The following is an 18851-nucleotide window of genomic DNA, read 5'->3' on the forward strand; positions in this document are numbered from 1 at the left end:
TTTATGAAGAAAATTATTTATTTGTTCTTAATTACATTACTGTCAATATCAAGTTTTGCACAAAATATTCCTTTTAAAATTCAAAAAAGCGAAGTCTTTAAAGATGAATACGGAGAATCGCAAATTGTACTTTCAGAAGAAGATGGAAGAGGTGGAATTTTAATTGTCCGTTCCTATAAAAGCAGCGGAATTTCTCCAAATTCCGGCTATTATTTTGAACATTATGATGGGAATCTAAAACTTCTTAATGAATATGATTTTCAAATTAAACATCCGGTTTCCCAAAAAACGCCAGTTGTATTAGGGATTTTTAGAATAGAAAACAAAATTAGAATTATTGAAATGTTTTACGATCTTAATGAAAAATCGTATATCTGTATAGCAAATTCCATCAGTGTTAGCGACTTTGCTTTGGAGAAAAAAGAATTATTTCGATTTACACGCGATGAAATAAAAGAATATGGCGGTCTTTCTTTAAGTGAAACTTTTTATCAAAATGCAAATATGAAATCTCTGATTAATGGTTCTTTCGGTGCTCCATCAGAAGAGAGTCCATTTTTATTTAATTTTTCGTTGAGTGGAAAATCAGAAAAAAACTCTTCTTCAAGTGGAAATACAAAAATGGCTTTGGTGGTGAATAAAGAACAAAACACCTTTTCTATTGTATTAAACTTTAATAAAAAGGACCATTCAGATATCTTAAAAATTTATTTATTCGACAATCAACTGAATAAAAAGATTGAACGAGATTTTACAAAAGATACTAACGATAGAAAATATATTTTACAAAACATTGAATTATCTAAAGATGGGAATTCGATTTACCTTTTAAGCAAATCGTATCCAAAAGAAATGAAAGAAAAAGAAAATGAAGTTAAATACCAATTCGAAATTACAAAATTCACTCAAGACAAAGTTGAATCCCAAATTTTTGATACGAAAGAACACTTTATTGGATCTTTGAAAACTATAGTTAAAGACGAAAAACTAATTTGTATTGGATTTTATTCAGACCAATACGATAAAAGATACAAAGGAATTAGTTATTTTGAGCTAGACTCATTAACCCTTCAAGTAAAAACATCAAAATTTAATGTCTTTTCTGAACAATTTATTCTTGATAAATATGGCAAAATCAAAAATAAAGAATTAAAATATCTGACTTTTAAAAATCTGTTTACTACAGAAAACAACGAGTTAATTTTTAATGCCGAAGAGTCTTATATTACATCTACAGCAGGAAATTACAGTACTTCTGGAGGTTATTCCGGCGGACGCACCTACTACAATTATGATGATGTGGTAAGTATTAAAATTGATGAAGAAGGCAATTTACTTTGGTCTAGAAATATCAATAAGCGTCAAACTGGAGACGAGTTAGGTTCTTTTGTTTCCTATACTTCAACTCTAATAAACAATGACGTTTATTTCTTCATCAACGCAAGTGAAAAAATAAAAAATTTAGAGAATAATAGAATAGAATTTAGAGACACCAGAAAAAACAAGTACAATCTAAATCTTATCCGAATTAATCCAAATGGCGATTTCGATTATCAAGAAATTCTCGATGACGAAGAAAACGAAGTGCCTTTTATGGTTTCGAACGGAATTAAATTTGGAAATTCCGTTTTCTTTTTGGGAAAAAAAGGAACCAAAAAACAGCTTTTAAAAGTTAGTATATAAATATCAAATCATTATGTTTATGAAAACTTATTTCTGAAAATAATATATCAAAAAAAAATCAACTTATGTCCTTCCAACCTGTATTTGCACTTTTCTGGGAAAAGGTAAAAGAAAGTATCGAAAACCATACCTACGCCAAATTAACACTGGCCAAAACCATCGGTGATACGGAACTGAAAAATATCTATGTGCGTCCCGTTTTGCTGGAGAATGACGTTTTCAGTCTTTCGGTTACGGCGCGCTACAAAACTGAAGAAGTAGAAAGTTTCCATACCCTTGATGAAGCTTTTATTGTACTGGCTCCTTATATGAACAACCCGTTTTTGACCGCTTTGCTGTTTACAACAGAGAATGATATCACTTTTAAACTCAATAAAAAAAGAGTGGGAACCATTATTGAGCAAGCGCCCACTTTTAAAAACGCTTCGGATGTGATTCTGGAAATGAAAGCGAAAGGGATTTAAAAAACAATTTGCATTGTAGAGACGCACTGCAGTGCGTCTCTAACGTATCGTGCCTCTATAACGTGTATCGTGTGCCTCTATACCGTATCGTGCCTCTATACAACACAAAAACCTATTTTTCCCCTTCCCATTCTGCATAAAACTGCGACAGAAATCCTTCCATATAACGGTGTCTTTCTTGTGCAATTTGTTTTCCGGTCTGGGTATTCATCTTATCTTTCAAAAGCAATAACTTTTCATAAAAATGATTGAGCGTTGGAGAATCGTTCTTCTTGTATTCTTCTTTTGTCATACTGGAATTAGGAGCGATATTAGGGTCATATAGCGCTCTATTTTTAAATCCGCCATAATTGAACGTTCTTGCTATTCCAATGGCGCCAATCGCGTCTAAACGATCTGCGTCCTGAACCACATCTAATTCTATTGATGAGAATTTCTTTTCGAAGTTGCCTCCCTTAAAAGAGATGTTTTCAATGATATTTATTACATGAGTGATAATCTCCTCATCAACATTTTCCGATTCTAAAAATTCACGGGCAATTCTTGGTCCCACTGTTTCGTCACCATCATGAAACTTACTGTCGGCAATATCGTGAAGCAAAGCACCTAATTGAACTATAACAGGGTTACAAACTTCATTCTTTGAAATCAGAATGGAATTTTTAAACACTCTTTCGATATGAAACCAGTCGTGTCCGCCTTCGGCATTTTCTAGTTTTTCTTTTACAAAAAGGATTGTTTTGTTTATTAAATCAGGATTATTCATAATTATATTTTCTAAAAAAAATGTTGATTTTCAAAGACTAACTTCAAAAATCAACATTTTATATTCTTACATCAAAAATTTAAATTCTGGCCGGCTCTACCCATTTGAAGATATGTGATTCTTGCGGAATCACCATTCTTTCTGAAATTTTTGCCATTCTACCCGGTAATTTCATCAAGTAATCACGCGCTTTTTCTGCTTCATCAGTCAAACCCGAAATTTTGTCAATTTCCCATTTGTCATTTAATTTTTGTATGATATCCACGTAATCGGCCGCAGTGTAAACTCCAATTCGTTGTGCAGAATCAGAAAACTGTTCGAAAGCAGTGCTTATTTTTTCACCTGATTCTCTAAGGAAATGCGCCGGCATAACAATTTTTGCTTTCATCATGTATTGGAAAGCAAGCATCATTTCGCTTGGATCAATTTGAAAAATACGATTTACAAATTCACTGTACGCATGATGATGACGCATCTCGTCACCAGCAATCATTTTGCACATTTTAGATAATTTGTTGTCACCATATTTTTTAGCCATCTGCGCTACTCTGTTGTGAGAAACATAGGTTGCTAATTCCTGAAAACTGGTGTACACAAAGTTTTTGTATGGATCTCTTCCGGTCCCAATATCAAAACCGTCGTTGATCAGGTGTTGGGTTGTGATTTCTACTTCGCGCATGTTTACACGACCGGACAAATACAAATATTTGTTCAGTAAATCACCATGACGATTTTCCTCACCAGTCCATTGTCTGATCCATTTAGACCAGCCGTTTCGCTCAATATTATCAATTCCTTCTACGTCCATTAACCAGGATTCGTAAGTTGGTAAAGCTTCCTCGGTGATGGTATCCCCCACTAAAGTTACCCAGAAATCGTATGGTAAATCTTTTGCAATTTCACGTAATTCTTTCACCTCATCAAAAAAAGTATCGCTTTGAGAATTCGGCAAAAAATCTGTTGGTTGCCATATTTTTTCTACTGGAATTAGATACTGATCGACAAAGCTATCTACGTTTTTTTCCAAAAACTGCATTACTTCTAATCGAATGTTTTTTATTGACATTATATATAAATTAAATTTTTATTCCTTGAACTACTGCTGCTTCTGTTTTTTCCATTAAATCAGCAAAATCAGTATCCTTAACCGCGAACGGTTTATGTACTACAAAGGTAAGGCGATTTCCTAAACCTAGCGGGAAAAACCCGTATTTAACTATTTTCCAAGAGTTGTTTATACTTACTGGAACCACATATGCCGAAGGTGCGTTCTTACATAAGATTTTAAGTCCCGTTTGGGAGAACTCTTTTGGCTTTCCGGTCTTGCTTCGTGTTCCTTCCGGAAAAATAACTGCCGCACGATTGTGTTTTTCAATATATTCTCCTAAACCTTTGATGGCCGGAATAGCCTGCTTGGGATCTTTTCGGTCAATAAGAACAGATCCTCCATGACGTAAATTAAAAGAAACACTTGGAATACCGCTTCCTAGCTCTATTTTACTAACAAATTTACAATGAAATCGGCGGAAAAACCAAATCATTGCAATAATATCGTACATACTTTGATGATTCGAAACAAAAATTAAAGGCACGTTTTTAGGAATGCTTTCTATGTTTTCAAATTTGTACGTTGTTCCCAAAAGATTCGTGCATTTCAATAAGAAAAAATTCAAATAGTCGACACTTATTTTATGGGCTTGATAGCCAAAAACATGGAAACAAACCCATTGAATTGGATGAAAAATAAGCAATGTAAGACCGAAAAATAAATAATAAATTACGGAAATGGGATACGAAATCAGTTTTTGCATGCTTTAAAAATTTGTCACAAAAGTAAGAATAATATTTTTAGCGGTATTTAAATCCGAAACAATATACAGGCTCAACGTTTAATCGTAACTTTGCAAGTCAAAATATATGTCTTTTTTCTATTAAAATGAACTTTAAATACCCAAAAAACGAAAAGCTAAAAAGTAAAATAACCATTGGATTATTGTTTACCGAAGGGAAATCAGTATCCAAATATCCATTGCGATTGGTTTATAAAGCCGGTTCTTTTGACGAAAGTGAAAAAATAAAAATGGGAGTTTCGGTTTCCAAAAAGAATTTCAAGAAAGCCGTAGACCGCAATTATTTCAAACGTGTACTGCGTGAAACTTATCGTCTGAACAAACACCTGTTGATTGACAATTTAGATCGACCTTATGCTTTTATGTTTTTTTACCAGACGAAGGATCGATTGTCATACGAAGAAATTAATACCAAAACCATTCAATTATTTGAGAAATTTTTGCAACAAAACATTAAAAACAGTTTACCAGAAAACAATGTCGATTTAAAAAATAGGTAGTTTTTCCTTTAAGCAAATAATACGGTACCGCCTTTATAAGCATTAGTTTAATTATTATTGACTATTTATTCTTATTTTAGTGGCCTAAAATCTAGTTAATTAAAACAATGAAATCTTTTTTCAAAAAAAAATTTATACTACCCATTGCCGCATCGGCATTTCTCTTTATTGGGGTTAGCTTCAAAGACGATTTTTTTGAAATTGCAAAGCAAATAGAAATTTTCACAACACTTTTTAAAGAATTAAATAAAAATTATGTTGATGAAACGAATCCGGGTGACTTAATGGATAAAGCCATCAAGGGAATGTTAGTCAGTTTAGATCCTTACACTGTTTATTTTAATGAGCAGGATGTGGTGCGATTCAAGATAAATAACACCGGAGAATATACCGGAATAGGAGCCTTATTGACTCGCAAAGAAGACAAATTGATAGTCAAGGAAGCCTACAAAAATTTTCCTGCAGACAAAGCCGGTCTCAAAGCGGGCGACGAAATTACTCAAATAGGTGATGTGGTTTTATCTGATTTCAGAGAAGAGGCTTCACAACTTTTCAAAGGGGTAAAAAACACTAAAATTGACATTAAATTCCTTCGCCAGGGAAAAGTTAGAACTACGCAAATCACTCTTGATGAAGTCGAAATCAAATCGGTTCCCTTTTTCGCAAAAGTTGATGACAAAACCGGATACATTGTTTTGTCCCAATTTAATAAAAAAGCAGCTTTAGAAACCAAAGAAGCTTTGGAACAATTAAAAAAAGAAGGTGCTGAACGAATTATATTAGATTTAAGAGACAATCCGGGCGGGCTTTTGAATGAAGCCGTCAATATTTGCAATCTCTTTGTTCCTAAAAATGAAATTATAGTGACCACAAAATCAAAGATAGAAAAACACAATAACACTTATAAAACAACCAGAGATCCTATTGACACAACCATTCCGTTAATTATTATTGTAAACGGAAGAAGTGCTTCGGCTTCAGAAATTGTGGCAGGAGCGCTGCAGGACTTAGACCGTGCAATTGTAGTGGGAAGCAGAAGTTTTGGAAAAGGCCTGGTACAAAGACCTGTCGATTTAACTTATGGAACGCAACTAAAAGTAACCATTTCCAGATACTATACACCTTCCGGAAGGTGTATCCAAGCGTTAGATTACAGCAAAAAAGACAGCAACGGAAAAGCTGTAAAAACGGACGAGAAGAATTACACTGCCTTTAAAACCAGAAAAGGAAGAACCGTTTATGACGGCGGAGGAATTCAACCTGATGTGGAGCTTGAAGAAACAAAATCAAGCGCTATAACTAACGCTCTGATCAGAAATGATGGCATTTTTAATTATGTTACCACTTATTATTATAAAAATCCAGATTTAGGTGACCGCATCCCAACTATTACTGATGCTGATTTTCAAGATTTCAAACAATTTTTGAAAGTCCAAAAATTCTCATTTGATACTGAAACAGAACTGGCTTTGAAAAACACTTTGGTTATCGCCAAAAAAGAAAAAATTGACGAATCTATCGTGGCAGAATATCAACAGCTTCTTTCAGCTCTTCAAAAAAGTGAAAATTCATTATTGGATAAAAGCCAGAAAGAAATCAAGAATCTTATTTTGGACGAAATTATTAAACGGTATCAATATCAGGAAGGATTATATCGCTATTATATAAAAAACAATTTAGAAGTTAAGAAATCGGTCAATATTCTAGAAAATAGTAATGAGTATAAAACTATTTTGAAAATATAATGAAAAAATCTTTTCATCTGTTACTGCTTGTTTTTTCGAGCTGCTTATTTGCTCAGGGAAAACCTGTGGAAACGGTATATTTTGAATTTGACAAATTCACTCTTTATGAAAATCAAATAAAAACTATAGTTGATTTCATCAAGAATGCGGATACAACAAAATTCGAATCCATTCAGATTTACGGGTATTGTGATGATCGAGGCGACAATGAATACAATTACACACTATCAAAAAATCGCGTAAAAACAGTTCAAAACATACTTGTGTCGAATGGATTCAATCAAAACAAAATTGTCATCGTCGAGGGTAAAGGTCGTGTGATTTTGAAAAATGACGCTGTAGAAGGTTTATCTGAAACCCGTTCCAAAAACAGACGTGTTGATTTGTTTCTTGTTAAGAAAAATAGTTTTGGTAACGGCATTTACAATTCATTTCAGGATAATCATAAGGTAGGCGATCGTATTTACCTTGAAAAAATCCTGTTTCCCCTTGGAAGCAGCAAATTAACTGAAAAATCGAAGCAAGAATTAGACAAGATTGTGGTTCTTTTGCAGAAACAGAAATCGTTAGAATTCGAGATTAAAGGCCATGTCTGCTGTACTCCGAGTTATTATGACGATGCCATAGACAAAGATTCCCGGGAACGAAAACTCTCTGTAAATCGCGCCAAAAACACCTATAAATACTTGGTTTCTAAAGGAATAAGCAGCTTACGGATGAAATATGTAGGATGCGGGAACAAATTCCCTTCAGGTCTAGGGGAAGAATTAGACCGGCGAGTTGAATTTCTGATAACTAAATTATAGTTTTATTCACGTTTCATCTCAATATGCGGGATATCATCCTCTAAATACATTTCGCTTATTTGAACAAAACCATGGCTTTCATAGAACTTTTTTAAATACAATTGGGCTCCAATGGTTATTTGGCTTTCGCCAAAATGAAGCAAAACACCAGCAATAGCTTCACGCATTAATTCATGACCCCATTTTTTATCACGGTAATTCGCATCAACTACCACCCTGCCAATAGACGAATTATCAAAACTAATTCCAGCTTTAAATAGTCTGGCATGAGCGACAATTTTACCTTCAAATTCTCCAAAAAGATGCAGAGCCACTTTATCCTTGCCGTCAAGATCAAGATAAACACAGTTTTGCTCCACTACAAATATTTCACTTCGTAATCGTAACAAATCATATAGTTCATGAACAGAAAGTGCCTCAAAAGGCTTTATACTCCATTTTAACATCGTGCGGTTTTTATACTATTTATAGAATGCAAATTAAAGAAAATAAAAATCAGTTTTTCAAAACTATTACAGATTTTATAATGGATTCTAATTCATGCATAAGATCTCGTTTTTCTTTTGAAGGCGCATAACAAAAACCCTCCAAAACCAGAATTCTTTTATTTTCCTTATCTACAATAGCATAATTAATAAAAGGTCCTGTCATAAAATCATTTTTCAACTCCCAAGTTCCTTTAGTTTCATAGGTTTCTTTCTCGTTCAATTTGATTTTGAAAAGATACGGCGCATAAGCCTCTTCAGTAATCATTTTAGAATTTGGTTCCCTACCGCTAATATATAAATCACCTATTGAATCTCGCATTTTAGTAATGCTGGTAATCAAATTTGAATCCATTTTGACCGAACTTATTGGAACTTCATAAATTAACAGACTTGTGTTTCCGCCACTTATTTCCTTTTTCAGCCAGATGAATTTACTCTTTTGAAGTACGAAAGCATAAGACGAAGGAATTTTTAATGAAATACGAAATTTGTTGGCAATAACTTTTGGATTCAGCAGCGATTGGCTGTTAATCCTCTGGCTTTCGGCTAATTCCATCTTTTTGATTATCTGAATCATTTCAGGAGCATTTTCCTCGAAACTTTTTATAATATCGGCGCCTGTTTTTCCAGAAATATGAAACACATTTTGTGGTGATGCATATTGATTTTTCTTGATTTCGAACTTATTTTCAACTCCTTTTTTTATTACAACAATTGTTCTGTTATCGGTCATGAAACCTTCCAAAAGCTTAGTCGGATATTGATTTATGGTAAAAAGAGGTTCCTCCTGAGGTAAACCGATAACTGGTGAAGCAAACTTATTTCGAACGCTGTCTCCCACTTCGCCATTCCACAACTGATCATCAATAATAACGGAGATTGTATTAATTTTTCCAGCTGTTTTTCGAGGTGAATTGTCACTTTTCTTTTCACATGAAAAGAATACGAAGGAAATGAAAAGAAATAAAAAATGGGCTTTATTCATTATATTTAATTATGAATTAAAACCCAAATTTATAGAAGTTTATTGTATTATCTGTGTATTTTTAGCTTCATTCCGGGTTTACTATTCCACCCGCGAATATCATTCCATTTTTAAGGTTTGAAATTGCGAACATATAAATTATTTCGTTGTTTTAAATCAGCTGAAGTTTGTAAACTGTAATTATTCCAAGATGGCTGCAATTCCCGGCAATACTTTTCCTTCAAGCATTTCCAGCATGGCACCTCCACCGGTTGAAACGTAACTCATTTTGTCTTCCAGACCAAATTGTTTTACCGCAGCAACGGAATCACCGCCACCTACAAGAGAGAATGCGCCGTTTTCTGTAGAAGCTGCAATATATTTACCCAAAGAAATTGTTCCGTTTGCAAAATTTTCCATTTCAAAAACGCCTAACGGTCCGTTCCAAAGAATCGTTTTAGACTCCATAATTACTTTTTCAAAATTTGCCAATGATTTTGGACCTGCGTCCAAACCTTGCCATCCGTCTGGAATTTTATTAACATCAACAATTTGCGTTTCAGCATCATTTGAAAATGCATTAGCCGCGACAACATCGACAGGAATGTGGATTTGAACTCCTTTTTCTTTAGCCAATTTCAAGATTTCTAAAGCCAATTCTTGTTTGTCATCTTCACATATAGAATCCCCAATTTTCCCGCCTAATGCTTTCACGAAAGTAAATGTCATTCCGCCTCCAATAATCATGTGATCCACTTTGTCCAGAATATTCTCGATAACCGTGATTTTAGAAGAAACTTTAGATCCGCCAAGAACGGCTGTTACCGGTTTTTCACTGTTTTTTAATACTTTATTCAAGCTTTCAATTTCTTTAGCCAATAACAATCCGAAACATTTTTCAGTTGGAAAAAACTGAGCAATAATTGTCGTTGAAGCATGTGCTCTGTGCGCCGTTCCAAATGCGTCATTCACATAAATATCGCCAAGTGACGCCAGTTCTTTTGCAAAAGCAACATCTCCCGCTTCTTCCTCGCTGTGAAAACGTAAATTTTCTAACAATAAAATTTCTCCAGGTTTTAATTTTTCAGCCGCTTCTTTAGCTTCTGAACCGATAGAATCTGCTGCAAATTGAACTGGTTTTCCAAGTACTTCCGAAGTAGTTTCTAAGATATGTTTCAGTGAGTAGTTGCTTTCAACTCCTTTTGGTCTGCCTAGATGTGACATCAAAATTACGCTTCCACCTTGAGCAAGAATCGCGTCAATGGTAGGTTTTGCCGCTTCGATTCGAGTGGCATCCGTTACGTTAAAATTTTCATCTAAAGGCACGTTGAAATCTACGCGGATTATGGCTTTTTTATTTTTGAAATCAAAATCGTTTAAAGTTTTCATTAGGTCTATTTTTAGTTTGTTTATTTTCGAAATGATAACAAATATAGAACTTTTAGATTATTAATAAATTTGATCAAATCAAATAAATCCCGTTTTTAGCACCGAAATCGATGTAAATTAATAAAAAATGCTGTCATTTTATAAGTATTACTGCATCCAATTCTGAAAAATGTTAAATTAAATGGTGAAAAATCATCTTAATCCCGCTGTCAATTTGAAGATTCATACTGCAAAACTTTGCAACTGAAAATTTTAGACTCAACCATTTTCTTCTATCTTTGCTTTATGCAATTTTCAGAAATTTTAGGTCAGGAATATATCAAAAGTCATTTGACAAAAAGTGCTAATCTGGGCCGAATTCCTCACGCACAATTGTTCGTTGGTCCCGAAGGTAGCGGTACTTTACCAATGGCGATTGCTTATGCACAATATATTATTTGCAGCAATCAAAACGCCGAGAACTCCGGTTCAAACGAAGCGTGTAACCTTAAATTTAATAAAATTTCGCATCCGGATTTGCATTTTATTTACCCGACCGTAAGCACTGAAGAGGTAAAGACAAAGCCAAAAAGCATTGATTTCATCACAGAATGGAGACAGTTTTTAAGCGAAAACCTTTACGGAAGCTTGTTTGAATGGTATCAAATGCTTGGCGTTAAGAACAAACAGGGCGAAATCAGAGTCGACGATGCGCAGGAAATCCTAAAATCTTTGTCTTTAAAATCCTTTGAAGGCGGATATAAAGTAATGATCATTTGGATGGCGGATAAATTAAACACTGCCGCTTCCAATAAACTATTGAAGTTACTGGAAGAGCCCACTGATAAAACCGTCTTTATCCTGATTTCTGAAAACGAGGAAGATATCATTCAAACGATTCGTTCCCGTTGTCAGGTTTTACATTTTAATGCTTTACCCGAAAAAATTATTGCCGAGGCTTTGGTCTCAAGAGAAAATATTGAATCTAAAACAGCGGTAAAAATAGCGCACCAGGCACAAGGAAATTATAATAAAGCACTGCAGCTATTGCAGCCGGACAGCGAATCTGTTTTTTTTGAAAAATGGTTTGTCGATTGGGTTCGTGCCGCTTTTAGAGCCAAAGGAAATGCCGCGGCAATTCAAGATTTGATCCAATGGAGCGAGCAAATAGCCGGTTTGGGAAGAGAAACTCAAAAGAAGTTTTTACATTTTTGTATTGATATGTTCCGTCAGGCATTGTTGCTGAATTATCAAAGTCCAAGTTTAGTTTATATCGAACCACAAGTGGAGAAATTCAAACTCGAGAATTTTGCGCCCTTTGTCAATGGCAATAATATAAATGATATCTTTAAGGAGCTTTCGGACGCGATGTATCACATTGAACGCAATGGAAATGCTAAAATAATTTTAACCGATTTATCAATCAAACTTACCCGTTTAATTCACAAAAAATAAAAACATGAACAACATTACTTCTATTTTAATATTGATTTTTCTGGCCATCACTTTTCTTCAATCCGGTTACGACAAACTGTTTCATTGGAAAGACAATGTCGATTGGTTAAAAGGACATTTTTCACAAACCCCATTAAAAAACCAAGTCCCATTAGCTTTGCTCAATATTTTAATTTTAGAATTAATATCTGGTATTTTGTGCGTTGTTGGCTGTATCGAATTAATTGTAAACAACGGAAGAATTTTTGGTTTTTACGGCGCAGTTTTTTCTTGCGTAACTCTATTGATGTTGCTTTTCGGACAACGAATGGCCAAAGATTATGATGGTGCCAGAACTATTGTTATTTATTTTATACCAGCGATATTGGCCGTTTATTGGTTAAACTAAAATACAATCCACATTAAAAAACAGAACTTACTTTTATATAAAAAATGACTCCAAAACATCCTTCCGAATCTTTAACGACACTAACCGATTTGGTTTTGCCAAGCGAAACTAATCCTTTGAATAATCTTTTTGGCGGTGAATTATTAGCCCGCATGGATCGCGCGGCAAGCATCGCGGCAAGAAGACACTCCAGAAGAATTGTAGTTACGGCATCTGTAAATCACGTGGCTTTTAACAGAGCTATTCCTCTGGGAAGTGTGGTTACTGTAGAAGCTAAAGTTTCCAGAGCTTTCAAGAGCTCTATGGAAATATTTATAGACATCTGGGTTGAAGACCGTGAATCTGGCAATAAAACTAAAGCTAATGAAGCTATTTATACTTTTGTAGCGGTAGATGACACCGGAAGACCTGTGGAAGTTCCGCAAATTGTTCCGGAAACAGAACTCGAACAACAGCGTTTTGATGCCGCGCTACGCCGCAAGCAACTGAGTTTGGTTTTGGCCGGGAAAATGAATCCTCATGACGCTACTGAATTGAAAGCTTTGTTTCTGTAAAAATGAAAATATTTTATTGGCTTTGACTACAAAATAAGAGTTGAAAATATTTTCGAAAGAGAAAATTCACATCAAAAAAAGAAGTATTTTTACGAAAAGATATATTACTTTAATTAAAATTTTCAGGGAAATTATTCATCCTGTCAGTTTTTTACAATTATAAAAAATAATACAAATAGATGAAAGAAAAGGTAAAAGAAAAGATGAGTACAGAGAAAGAAGCTAAATTAAAAGCGTTACAACTTACGCTAGACAAATTAGATAAAACCTACGGAAAAGGTACTGTGATGAAAATGGGTGACAAAGCCATTGAGGAAGTAGAAACTATATCTTCCGGATCTTTGGGAATCGATTTAGCCTTGGGAGTTGGTGGGTATCCAAGAGGAAGGATTATTGAAATATACGGTCCGGAATCATCCGGTAAAACAACTTTGACACTTCATGCAATTGCTGAAGCTCAAAAAGCAGGCGGAATTGCAGCATTTATTGATGCTGAACATGCTTTCGACAGAAATTATGCTGAGAAATTGGGTGTAGATATTGAAAATCTAATCATTTCTCAACCTGATAACGGGGAGCAAGCATTAGAAATTGCTGAAAACTTGATTCGTTCAGGTGCAATTGATATTGTTGTAATTGACTCAGTTGCTGCTCTGACTCCAAAAAGTGAGATCGAAGGTGAAATGGGAGATTCTAAAATGGGATTACATGCTCGTTTAATGTCTCAGGCATTGCGTAAATTGACAGGAACAATCAGCAAAACTCATTGTACGGTTTTCTTTATCAATCAATTGAGAGAAAAAATTGGAGTAATGTTTGGAAATCCGGAAACTACAACTGGGGGAAATGCACTGAAATTTTACGCTTCGGTACGTTTAGACATTCGTCGTTCTACACAAATTAAAGATGGTGATAACGTACTTGGAAACAGAACCAAAGTAAAAGTGGTGAAAAACAAAGTGGCTCCGCCTTTCAAAATCGCTGAATTTGACATCATGTACGGGGAAGGTATTTCAAAAACCGGAGAGATTTTAGATCTTGCCGTAGAATTTGAAATCATCAAAAAAGCGGGATCTTGGTTTAGTTATGGTGAAACCAAATTAGGACAAGGACGTGATGCTGTGAAATCTTTAATAAAAGACAATCCTGAATTAGCCGATGAGCTTGAACAAAAAATTAAAGCCAGAATAAAAGAATTAGCAGAAGCATAAAACGAAAAAAGAGTTCACCGCGGTGAACTCTTTTTTTTATAATAGAGTATTAAAAAGCAAACTTATTTTCATCCTTAGTACTTTCAAATTCCTGTAATTGACAATAAATGATGTCTCGTACTTCTTCCCGTATTTCTTTTCTGTCTTCCCCTTTTTTTCCCATTGTTTCCACATGAGTATGCATTTTGACCCTCATCAAACCCGGGCTACCACTGAAAAAAGTATAAGAAAATCTTTTTTTATTGTCTGCAAAAGTGATGGGAACAATCGGTATTTCATGATCTATTGCCAAACGAAAAGCACCATCTTTAAAAGTATCTAATAATACCGCTTCATCATTTGGAACTCCGCCCTCGGGGAAAATACAAATGCTCAACCCTTGATTAATTCTTTTTTGAGCACGATTAAAGACTTCCATTCTGCTTTTTGAAGAACTTCTGTCGACTAAAATACAGGTTCTTTTATAGAAAAACCCAAACAACGGAATCTTTGACAATTCTTTTTTACCCACAAAAACAAACGGATTTCTGGTCAGGGCAAGCATCAGCATAATATCGGCCATAGAAGTATGATTGGCCACAATCATATAACTTTTTTGGCCTTCCATTTCTTGGTTTTTTTCTATTTTATAATAAAACCCCATTCCGAAAAGAATGAATTTCGCCCAAATTCGAGCCATCTTAAAAAAATAAGGATAGCCGCTTTCAGTCAAAATGGAAAGCACTAAAAAAGGAAACATAACCAGTATGGGAATGGCCATCAAAATATAAAACCATACGCGCCAAAGTGTCCAAAATATAATTTTTAATCCTCTCATAAGTCCAAAAGTAAGAAATCATAAGTTATGATGAGTAAAAAATATTCTTGCGTTTTTCAACATATAAGTCATATAAGTTTTTAAGTTACTACTCAATTATAACTTCTCCTTTTAATCATCAAAGCTTTATTGACTTAAATGACTTATCAGGTTATAATAAACTTTGCTGATGCATTTTCGAACAAATTGGTTCTTAAAATTTTCGAATTTGCGGTGAAAAATAAAAAACTTTGCGAACTTTGCGAAAAACTTCGCAACCTTTGCGGTAAAAAGTTAAAAGTTAAAAATAATAATGGCAAAAATACTTACAGGCGTTCAAAGTACCGGAACACCACATTTAGGAAACTTACTTGGCGCAATCATTCCCGCAATAGCCTTATCAAATAAACCTGAAAACGAATCGTTTCTTTTCATTGCCGATTTGCACTCGATAACGCAAATAAAAAACGGTGAAACCTTACGAACAAATACTTACAGCACCGCAGCGGCTTGGCTTGCCTGTGGTTTGAATGTAGATAAAGTAGTTTTCTACAGACAATCGGACGTGCCGCAAACAGCGGAATTATCATGGTATTTAAGCTGTTTTTTTCCTTTTCAACGCTTGACCTTAGCGCATTCATTCAAAGATAAAGCAGACAGGCTGGAAGACGTAAACGCTGGTTTGTTTTCGTATCCAATGCTGATGGCTGCCGATATTTTATTATACGATGCCCAATTCGTTCCTGTTGGAAAAGACCAATTGCAACACGTTGAAATCACTCGTGATGTAGCGTCCCGTTTCAACCATCAGATGGGAGAAACGTTTGTACTTCCCGAAGCCAAAATTCAGGAAGACAGTATGCTGATTCCGGGAACAAATGGCGGAAAAATGAGTAAATCTGCGAATAACATTATCAATATTTTTCTGGAGGACAAAGCCTTACGCAAACAGGTTATGAGCATAGAAACCGACAGCACGCCACTGGAAGATCCTAAAAATCCTGAAACCTGTAATGCGTTTGCTATTTATAAATTACTGGCAAATGAAGAACAAATAGCCACAATGACTGCCAATTATCTGGGTGGAAATTACGGTTACGGTCACGCCAAACAAGCCCTGTTTGAATTGATAACCGAAACCTTCAAAACAGAGAGAGAGAAATACAATTATTACATGAACAACCTTCCTGAAGTTGATGCTTTACTCAAGAAAGGAGCCGAAAAAGCAGGAGTTGTTGCTAATGGTGTTTTGGCAAGAGTGAGAGAAAAATTAGGATTTGAGGTGTAAAAATCTATTTTTAAAACATATAAGTCATGTAATATTTTTTAAGTTTAATACTTCACGAAAACTTATATGACTTATATGGTAAAAATCAAATCGCCTCAAACAATTTCCCCGGCAAAGGCCGAATCACGCCTTTCAGTTCCATATTTAACAGCATTCCTGAGATTCTATAAATAGGAAAATCACAACGAAGGGCAATAATATCCATCAGTTCTTTCCCGGTTTTCAGCAGGTAGTCATACACTTTTTGTTCGTCATCATCTAAGCTTACAAACAATTGTTTCTGTACGGATTTGGATTCCTTCTGAATATCCCAATTCAAAATATAAATCAAATCTGCGGCACTGGTCAGGACATTTGCTTTTTGGGTTTTTATCAGATTGTTGCAACCCTGGCTGAACTTATCCGTAACGCGTCCCGGAACTGCAAAAACATCACGGTTATAATCATTGGCCATATTTGCAGTAATCAACGATCCGCCTCTATCTGCTGATTCAATTACGATTGTCGCTTCAGACATTCCGGCAACGATTCTATTTCTACGAACGAAATTTTCTTTATCCGGATTTGAGGAACTCCAAAATTCGGTCATGAAACCACCGTTCTGCTCGACTTTGGCCACATATTTCTTATGGGTTTTGGGGTATATTTGGTTGAGTCCATGAGCGAGGACGCCTATAGTCTGTAAATTATTTTCCATTGCCAATTGATGCGCCACAATATCGACACCATACGCAAAACCGCTTACGATTATGGGATCAAGTGGAGCCAAATCTTCAATCAGTTTTCTGCAAAATTCCGTTCCGTACGAGGTAATTTGGCGCGTTCCTACAATGCTGATAATTTTTCTATTTTTTAAATTGATATTACCAGCTGTGAATAATAAAAGTGGTCCGTCAATACAGTGTTTCAACCGTTCCGGATAACCTTCGTCCTGAAAATAAACTACATTAATTTCATTCGCTTTTATAAATTCCAGTTCCTGAGTTGCTTTTTCGAAAACCGATTTGTCTTTCAAATTTTTTAACAAAACAGATCCTACTCCATCAATGGCAGCGACTTGTGATGCTTTTGTATTAAAAACAGCTTCTGCAGATCCAAAATGTGCGAGGAGTTTTTTGGCCATAATATCGCCAACTCCCTCTATTCTTTGCAATGCCAATAAATATAATAAATCCTGTTCTTTCATACTAAATTGATGTATTAGTAATTCTTTTTTTAAAAAAATCTTCTTGCATTGAATGATTAAATCACTCTTTTGAGTACAATTTTTGATCTGCATTCGAAAAAGTAACTCTTTGAAACTGAAATGTATAAAATTTTAAGCGGATTGTTAATAAAAATTGTGGATAAAATTTTGATAACTATTTTGGTTGTATAACTTTGTAAATATGAAAATCGAACTTTACATCGCGCAGCTATTATACCGTTACCAATGTGTAACCGTTCCGGGTTTTGGAGCTTTTTTGACCGAAATTCAATCGGCTAAACTAAACGAAAGCTCGAATTCATTTTCTCCTCCAAAGAAAATGATTTCCTTCAATGCTAATTTGAAAAACAATGATGGTTTATTAGCCAATCATATTGCGTTAGCAGAGAAAACTTCTTATGAATATGCTGTAAGTGCGATTCAATATGAAGTTTTTACTTGGAAAAAAGCATTGGAAGAAAATGAACTTTTTTCTATAAAAAATATAGGTGATCTTCGCTTGAACGCAGATAAAAACATCGTTTTCACTCCATACGACCAAACGAATTATTTAACCAGTTCTTTTGGGTTGGCTCCTTTTGTTTCACCACTTGTAAAAAGAGAAATCTTCGAAAAAGAAATAGAAGCAATCGAAGAAAAAGCAACTATCACAATGGTTCCTGAAACAAGAACAGCGAATCCATATTTAAAATATGCCGCTATTTTTGTATTAGGATTGGGAATTGCAGGAAGTGTTGGTTATCCAATGTACCAAAACCAAATCGCCTCAGAAACGATTCTTGTTGAAACTGCCGTTCAAAAACAAGTACAAAATAAAATTCAGCAAGCCACTTTCTTCATCGAAAGTCCGATTCCTGCTGTTACACTTTCTGTAAAATCCGATAAGGAAATGAAAATGCCATACCACATTATGGCTGGAGTGTACCGAGAAGAAAAAAATGCTAATAAAACACTTCGAATCCTAACTCGTTTAGGATATGATGCTAAACGAATTGCTCCCAACAAAAATGGTTTTTTACCGGTGATCTATGGCAGTTACGCAACAATCGCAGAAGCAGAAAAAGCAAAAGAAGAAATTCAGAAAAAACACAATCCCGAGGCTTGGATATTGATTCAATCACTATAATAACAGAAACCCTATTCTTACCGAATAGGGTTTTTTAGTTCACAACACCTTATTAATAAAACTAAAATAAGACTAAATATTTCTATATAAAATTCGAAATCACAAAAATTATTTTAACTAACAAAACGATTTAATACGTAAACAATGAGTTTTAGAGGCTAAGAGAATTCGCTTTGATCTATTTAAATATTT

General features: G+C 34.7%; 19 protein-coding genes. 11 read left to right on the forward strand and 8 right to left on the reverse strand.

Annotated features, from left to right (window positions below):
* Nucleotides 1-3: 3 nt before the first annotated feature.
* Both E0F89_RS00575 and E0F89_RS00580 read left to right on the forward strand, forming a co-directional pair.
* Entirely contained in the window at nt 4-1683 is a 1680-nt protein-coding gene (locus E0F89_RS00575) for a hypothetical protein (protein ID WP_131907927.1), read from the forward strand.
* A 65-nt stretch (nt 1684-1748) separates the two neighbouring features.
* Nucleotides 1749-2147 (forward strand): hypothetical protein, encoded by a 399-nt coding sequence (locus E0F89_RS00580; protein ID WP_131907928.1) that lies wholly within the window; start codon nt 1749-1751, stop codon nt 2145-2147.
* Between the two features lie 112 nt (nt 2148-2259).
* Here E0F89_RS00580 and E0F89_RS00585 read toward each other — a convergent pair whose 3' ends face one another.
* From E0F89_RS00585 to E0F89_RS00595, 3 genes are all read right to left on the reverse strand, one after another.
* Nucleotides 2260-2913 carry an HD domain-containing protein gene (locus E0F89_RS00585; RefSeq protein WP_131907929.1) on the reverse strand — a complete coding sequence of 218 codons (654 nt, stop codon included), beginning with the start codon at nt 2911-2913 and terminating at the stop codon, nt 2260-2262.
* Between the two features lie 79 nt (nt 2914-2992).
* Entirely contained in the window at nt 2993-3979 is a 987-nt protein-coding gene (locus E0F89_RS00590) for an acyl-ACP desaturase (protein ID WP_131907930.1), read from the reverse strand.
* Between the two features lie 10 nt (nt 3980-3989).
* A complete protein-coding gene (locus E0F89_RS00595) occupies nt 3990-4724 on the reverse strand; it encodes a lysophospholipid acyltransferase family protein (RefSeq protein WP_131907931.1) in 735 nt (244 codons plus the stop codon).
* Nucleotides 4725-4849: 125 nt separating this feature from the next.
* Between E0F89_RS00595 and rnpA the strand changes: the two genes are divergently transcribed.
* From rnpA to E0F89_RS00610, 3 genes are all read left to right on the forward strand, one after another.
* Nucleotides 4850-5263, forward strand: a complete 414-nt coding sequence (gene rnpA, locus E0F89_RS00600; protein ID WP_131907932.1) for a ribonuclease P protein component — start codon at nt 4850-4852, stop codon at nt 5261-5263.
* Nucleotides 5264-5370: 107 nt separating this feature from the next.
* The gene (locus E0F89_RS00605; RefSeq protein ID WP_131907933.1) at nt 5371-7008 is read left to right on the forward strand and encodes a S41 family peptidase; all 1638 of its coding nucleotides are present in this window, start codon (nt 5371-5373) and stop codon (nt 7006-7008) included.
* On the forward strand, nt 7008-7814 hold the full coding sequence (locus tag E0F89_RS00610; protein ID WP_131907934.1) for an OmpA family protein: 807 nt from the start codon (nt 7008-7010) through the stop codon (nt 7812-7814). Before E0F89_RS00605 ends, E0F89_RS00610 begins: the two co-directional genes overlap by 1 nt.
* A 2-nt stretch (nt 7815-7816) precedes the next feature.
* On the opposite strand, the gene E0F89_RS00615 is transcribed toward E0F89_RS00610, so the two are convergent.
* The 3 genes from E0F89_RS00615 to E0F89_RS00625 form a co-directional block, all read right to left on the reverse strand.
* Nucleotides 7817-8260: a GNAT family N-acetyltransferase gene (locus E0F89_RS00615; protein WP_131907935.1), complete on the reverse strand. Its 444-nt coding sequence runs from the start codon at nt 8258-8260 to the stop codon at nt 7817-7819.
* A 49-nt stretch (nt 8261-8309) separates the two neighbouring features.
* Entirely contained in the window at nt 8310-9287 is a 978-nt protein-coding gene (locus E0F89_RS00620) for a DUF4837 family protein (protein ID WP_131907936.1), read from the reverse strand.
* Between the two features lie 180 nt (nt 9288-9467).
* On the reverse strand, nt 9468-10655 hold the full coding sequence (locus tag E0F89_RS00625; RefSeq protein WP_131907937.1) for a phosphoglycerate kinase: 1188 nt from the start codon (nt 10653-10655) through the stop codon (nt 9468-9470).
* 285 nt (nt 10656-10940) lie between these two features.
* Here E0F89_RS00625 and E0F89_RS00630 point away from each other — a divergent pair, with 285 nt between their 5' ends.
* The 4 genes from E0F89_RS00630 (at nt 10941) to recA (ending at nt 14242) form a co-directional block, all read left to right on the forward strand.
* Nucleotides 10941-12089: a DNA polymerase III subunit gene (locus tag E0F89_RS00630; RefSeq protein WP_131907938.1), complete on the forward strand. Its 1149-nt coding sequence runs from the start codon at nt 10941-10943 to the stop codon at nt 12087-12089.
* A 4-nt stretch (nt 12090-12093) separates the two neighbouring features.
* Entirely contained in the window at nt 12094-12477 is a 384-nt protein-coding gene (locus tag E0F89_RS00635) for a DoxX family membrane protein (protein ID WP_131907939.1), read from the forward strand.
* Between the two features lie 44 nt (nt 12478-12521).
* The gene (locus tag E0F89_RS00640; protein ID WP_131907940.1) at nt 12522-13031 is read left to right on the forward strand and encodes an acyl-CoA thioesterase; all 510 of its coding nucleotides are present in this window, start codon (nt 12522-12524) and stop codon (nt 13029-13031) included.
* Nucleotides 13032-13234: 203 nt separating this feature from the next.
* Nucleotides 13235-14242, forward strand: coding sequence for a recombinase RecA (gene recA / locus E0F89_RS00645; RefSeq protein WP_131908642.1), 1008 nt, complete (start codon nt 13235-13237; stop codon nt 14240-14242).
* Nucleotides 14243-14291: 49 nt separating this feature from the next.
* On the opposite strand, the gene E0F89_RS00650 is transcribed toward recA, so the two are convergent.
* A complete protein-coding gene (locus tag E0F89_RS00650; RefSeq protein ID WP_131907941.1) occupies nt 14292-15059 on the reverse strand; it encodes a lysophospholipid acyltransferase family protein in 768 nt (255 codons plus the stop codon).
* A 292-nt stretch (nt 15060-15351) separates the two neighbouring features.
* On the opposite strand from E0F89_RS00650, the gene trpS reads away from it, so the two are divergent.
* Nucleotides 15352-16326, forward strand: coding sequence for a tryptophan--tRNA ligase (gene trpS, locus E0F89_RS00655; protein WP_131907942.1), 975 nt, complete (start codon nt 15352-15354; stop codon nt 16324-16326).
* A gap of 85 nt (nt 16327-16411) precedes the next feature.
* Here the strand turns inward: trpS and dprA are convergent, their stop codons facing one another.
* Nucleotides 16412-17512, reverse strand: a complete 1101-nt coding sequence (dprA, locus tag E0F89_RS00660; protein ID WP_131907943.1) for a DNA-processing protein DprA — start codon at nt 17510-17512, stop codon at nt 16412-16414.
* Between the two features lie 202 nt (nt 17513-17714).
* Here dprA and E0F89_RS00665 point away from each other — a divergent pair, with 202 nt between their 5' ends.
* Nucleotides 17715-18659: an HU domain-containing protein gene (locus E0F89_RS00665; protein WP_131907944.1), complete on the forward strand. Its 945-nt coding sequence runs from the start codon at nt 17715-17717 to the stop codon at nt 18657-18659.
* Nucleotides 18660-18851 lie beyond the last annotated feature (192 nt).

The organism is Flavobacterium caseinilyticum (genome assembly GCF_004349085.1).
In the GTDB taxonomy this organism is placed as follows: domain Bacteria; phylum Bacteroidota; class Bacteroidia; order Flavobacteriales; family Flavobacteriaceae; genus Flavobacterium; species Flavobacterium caseinilyticum.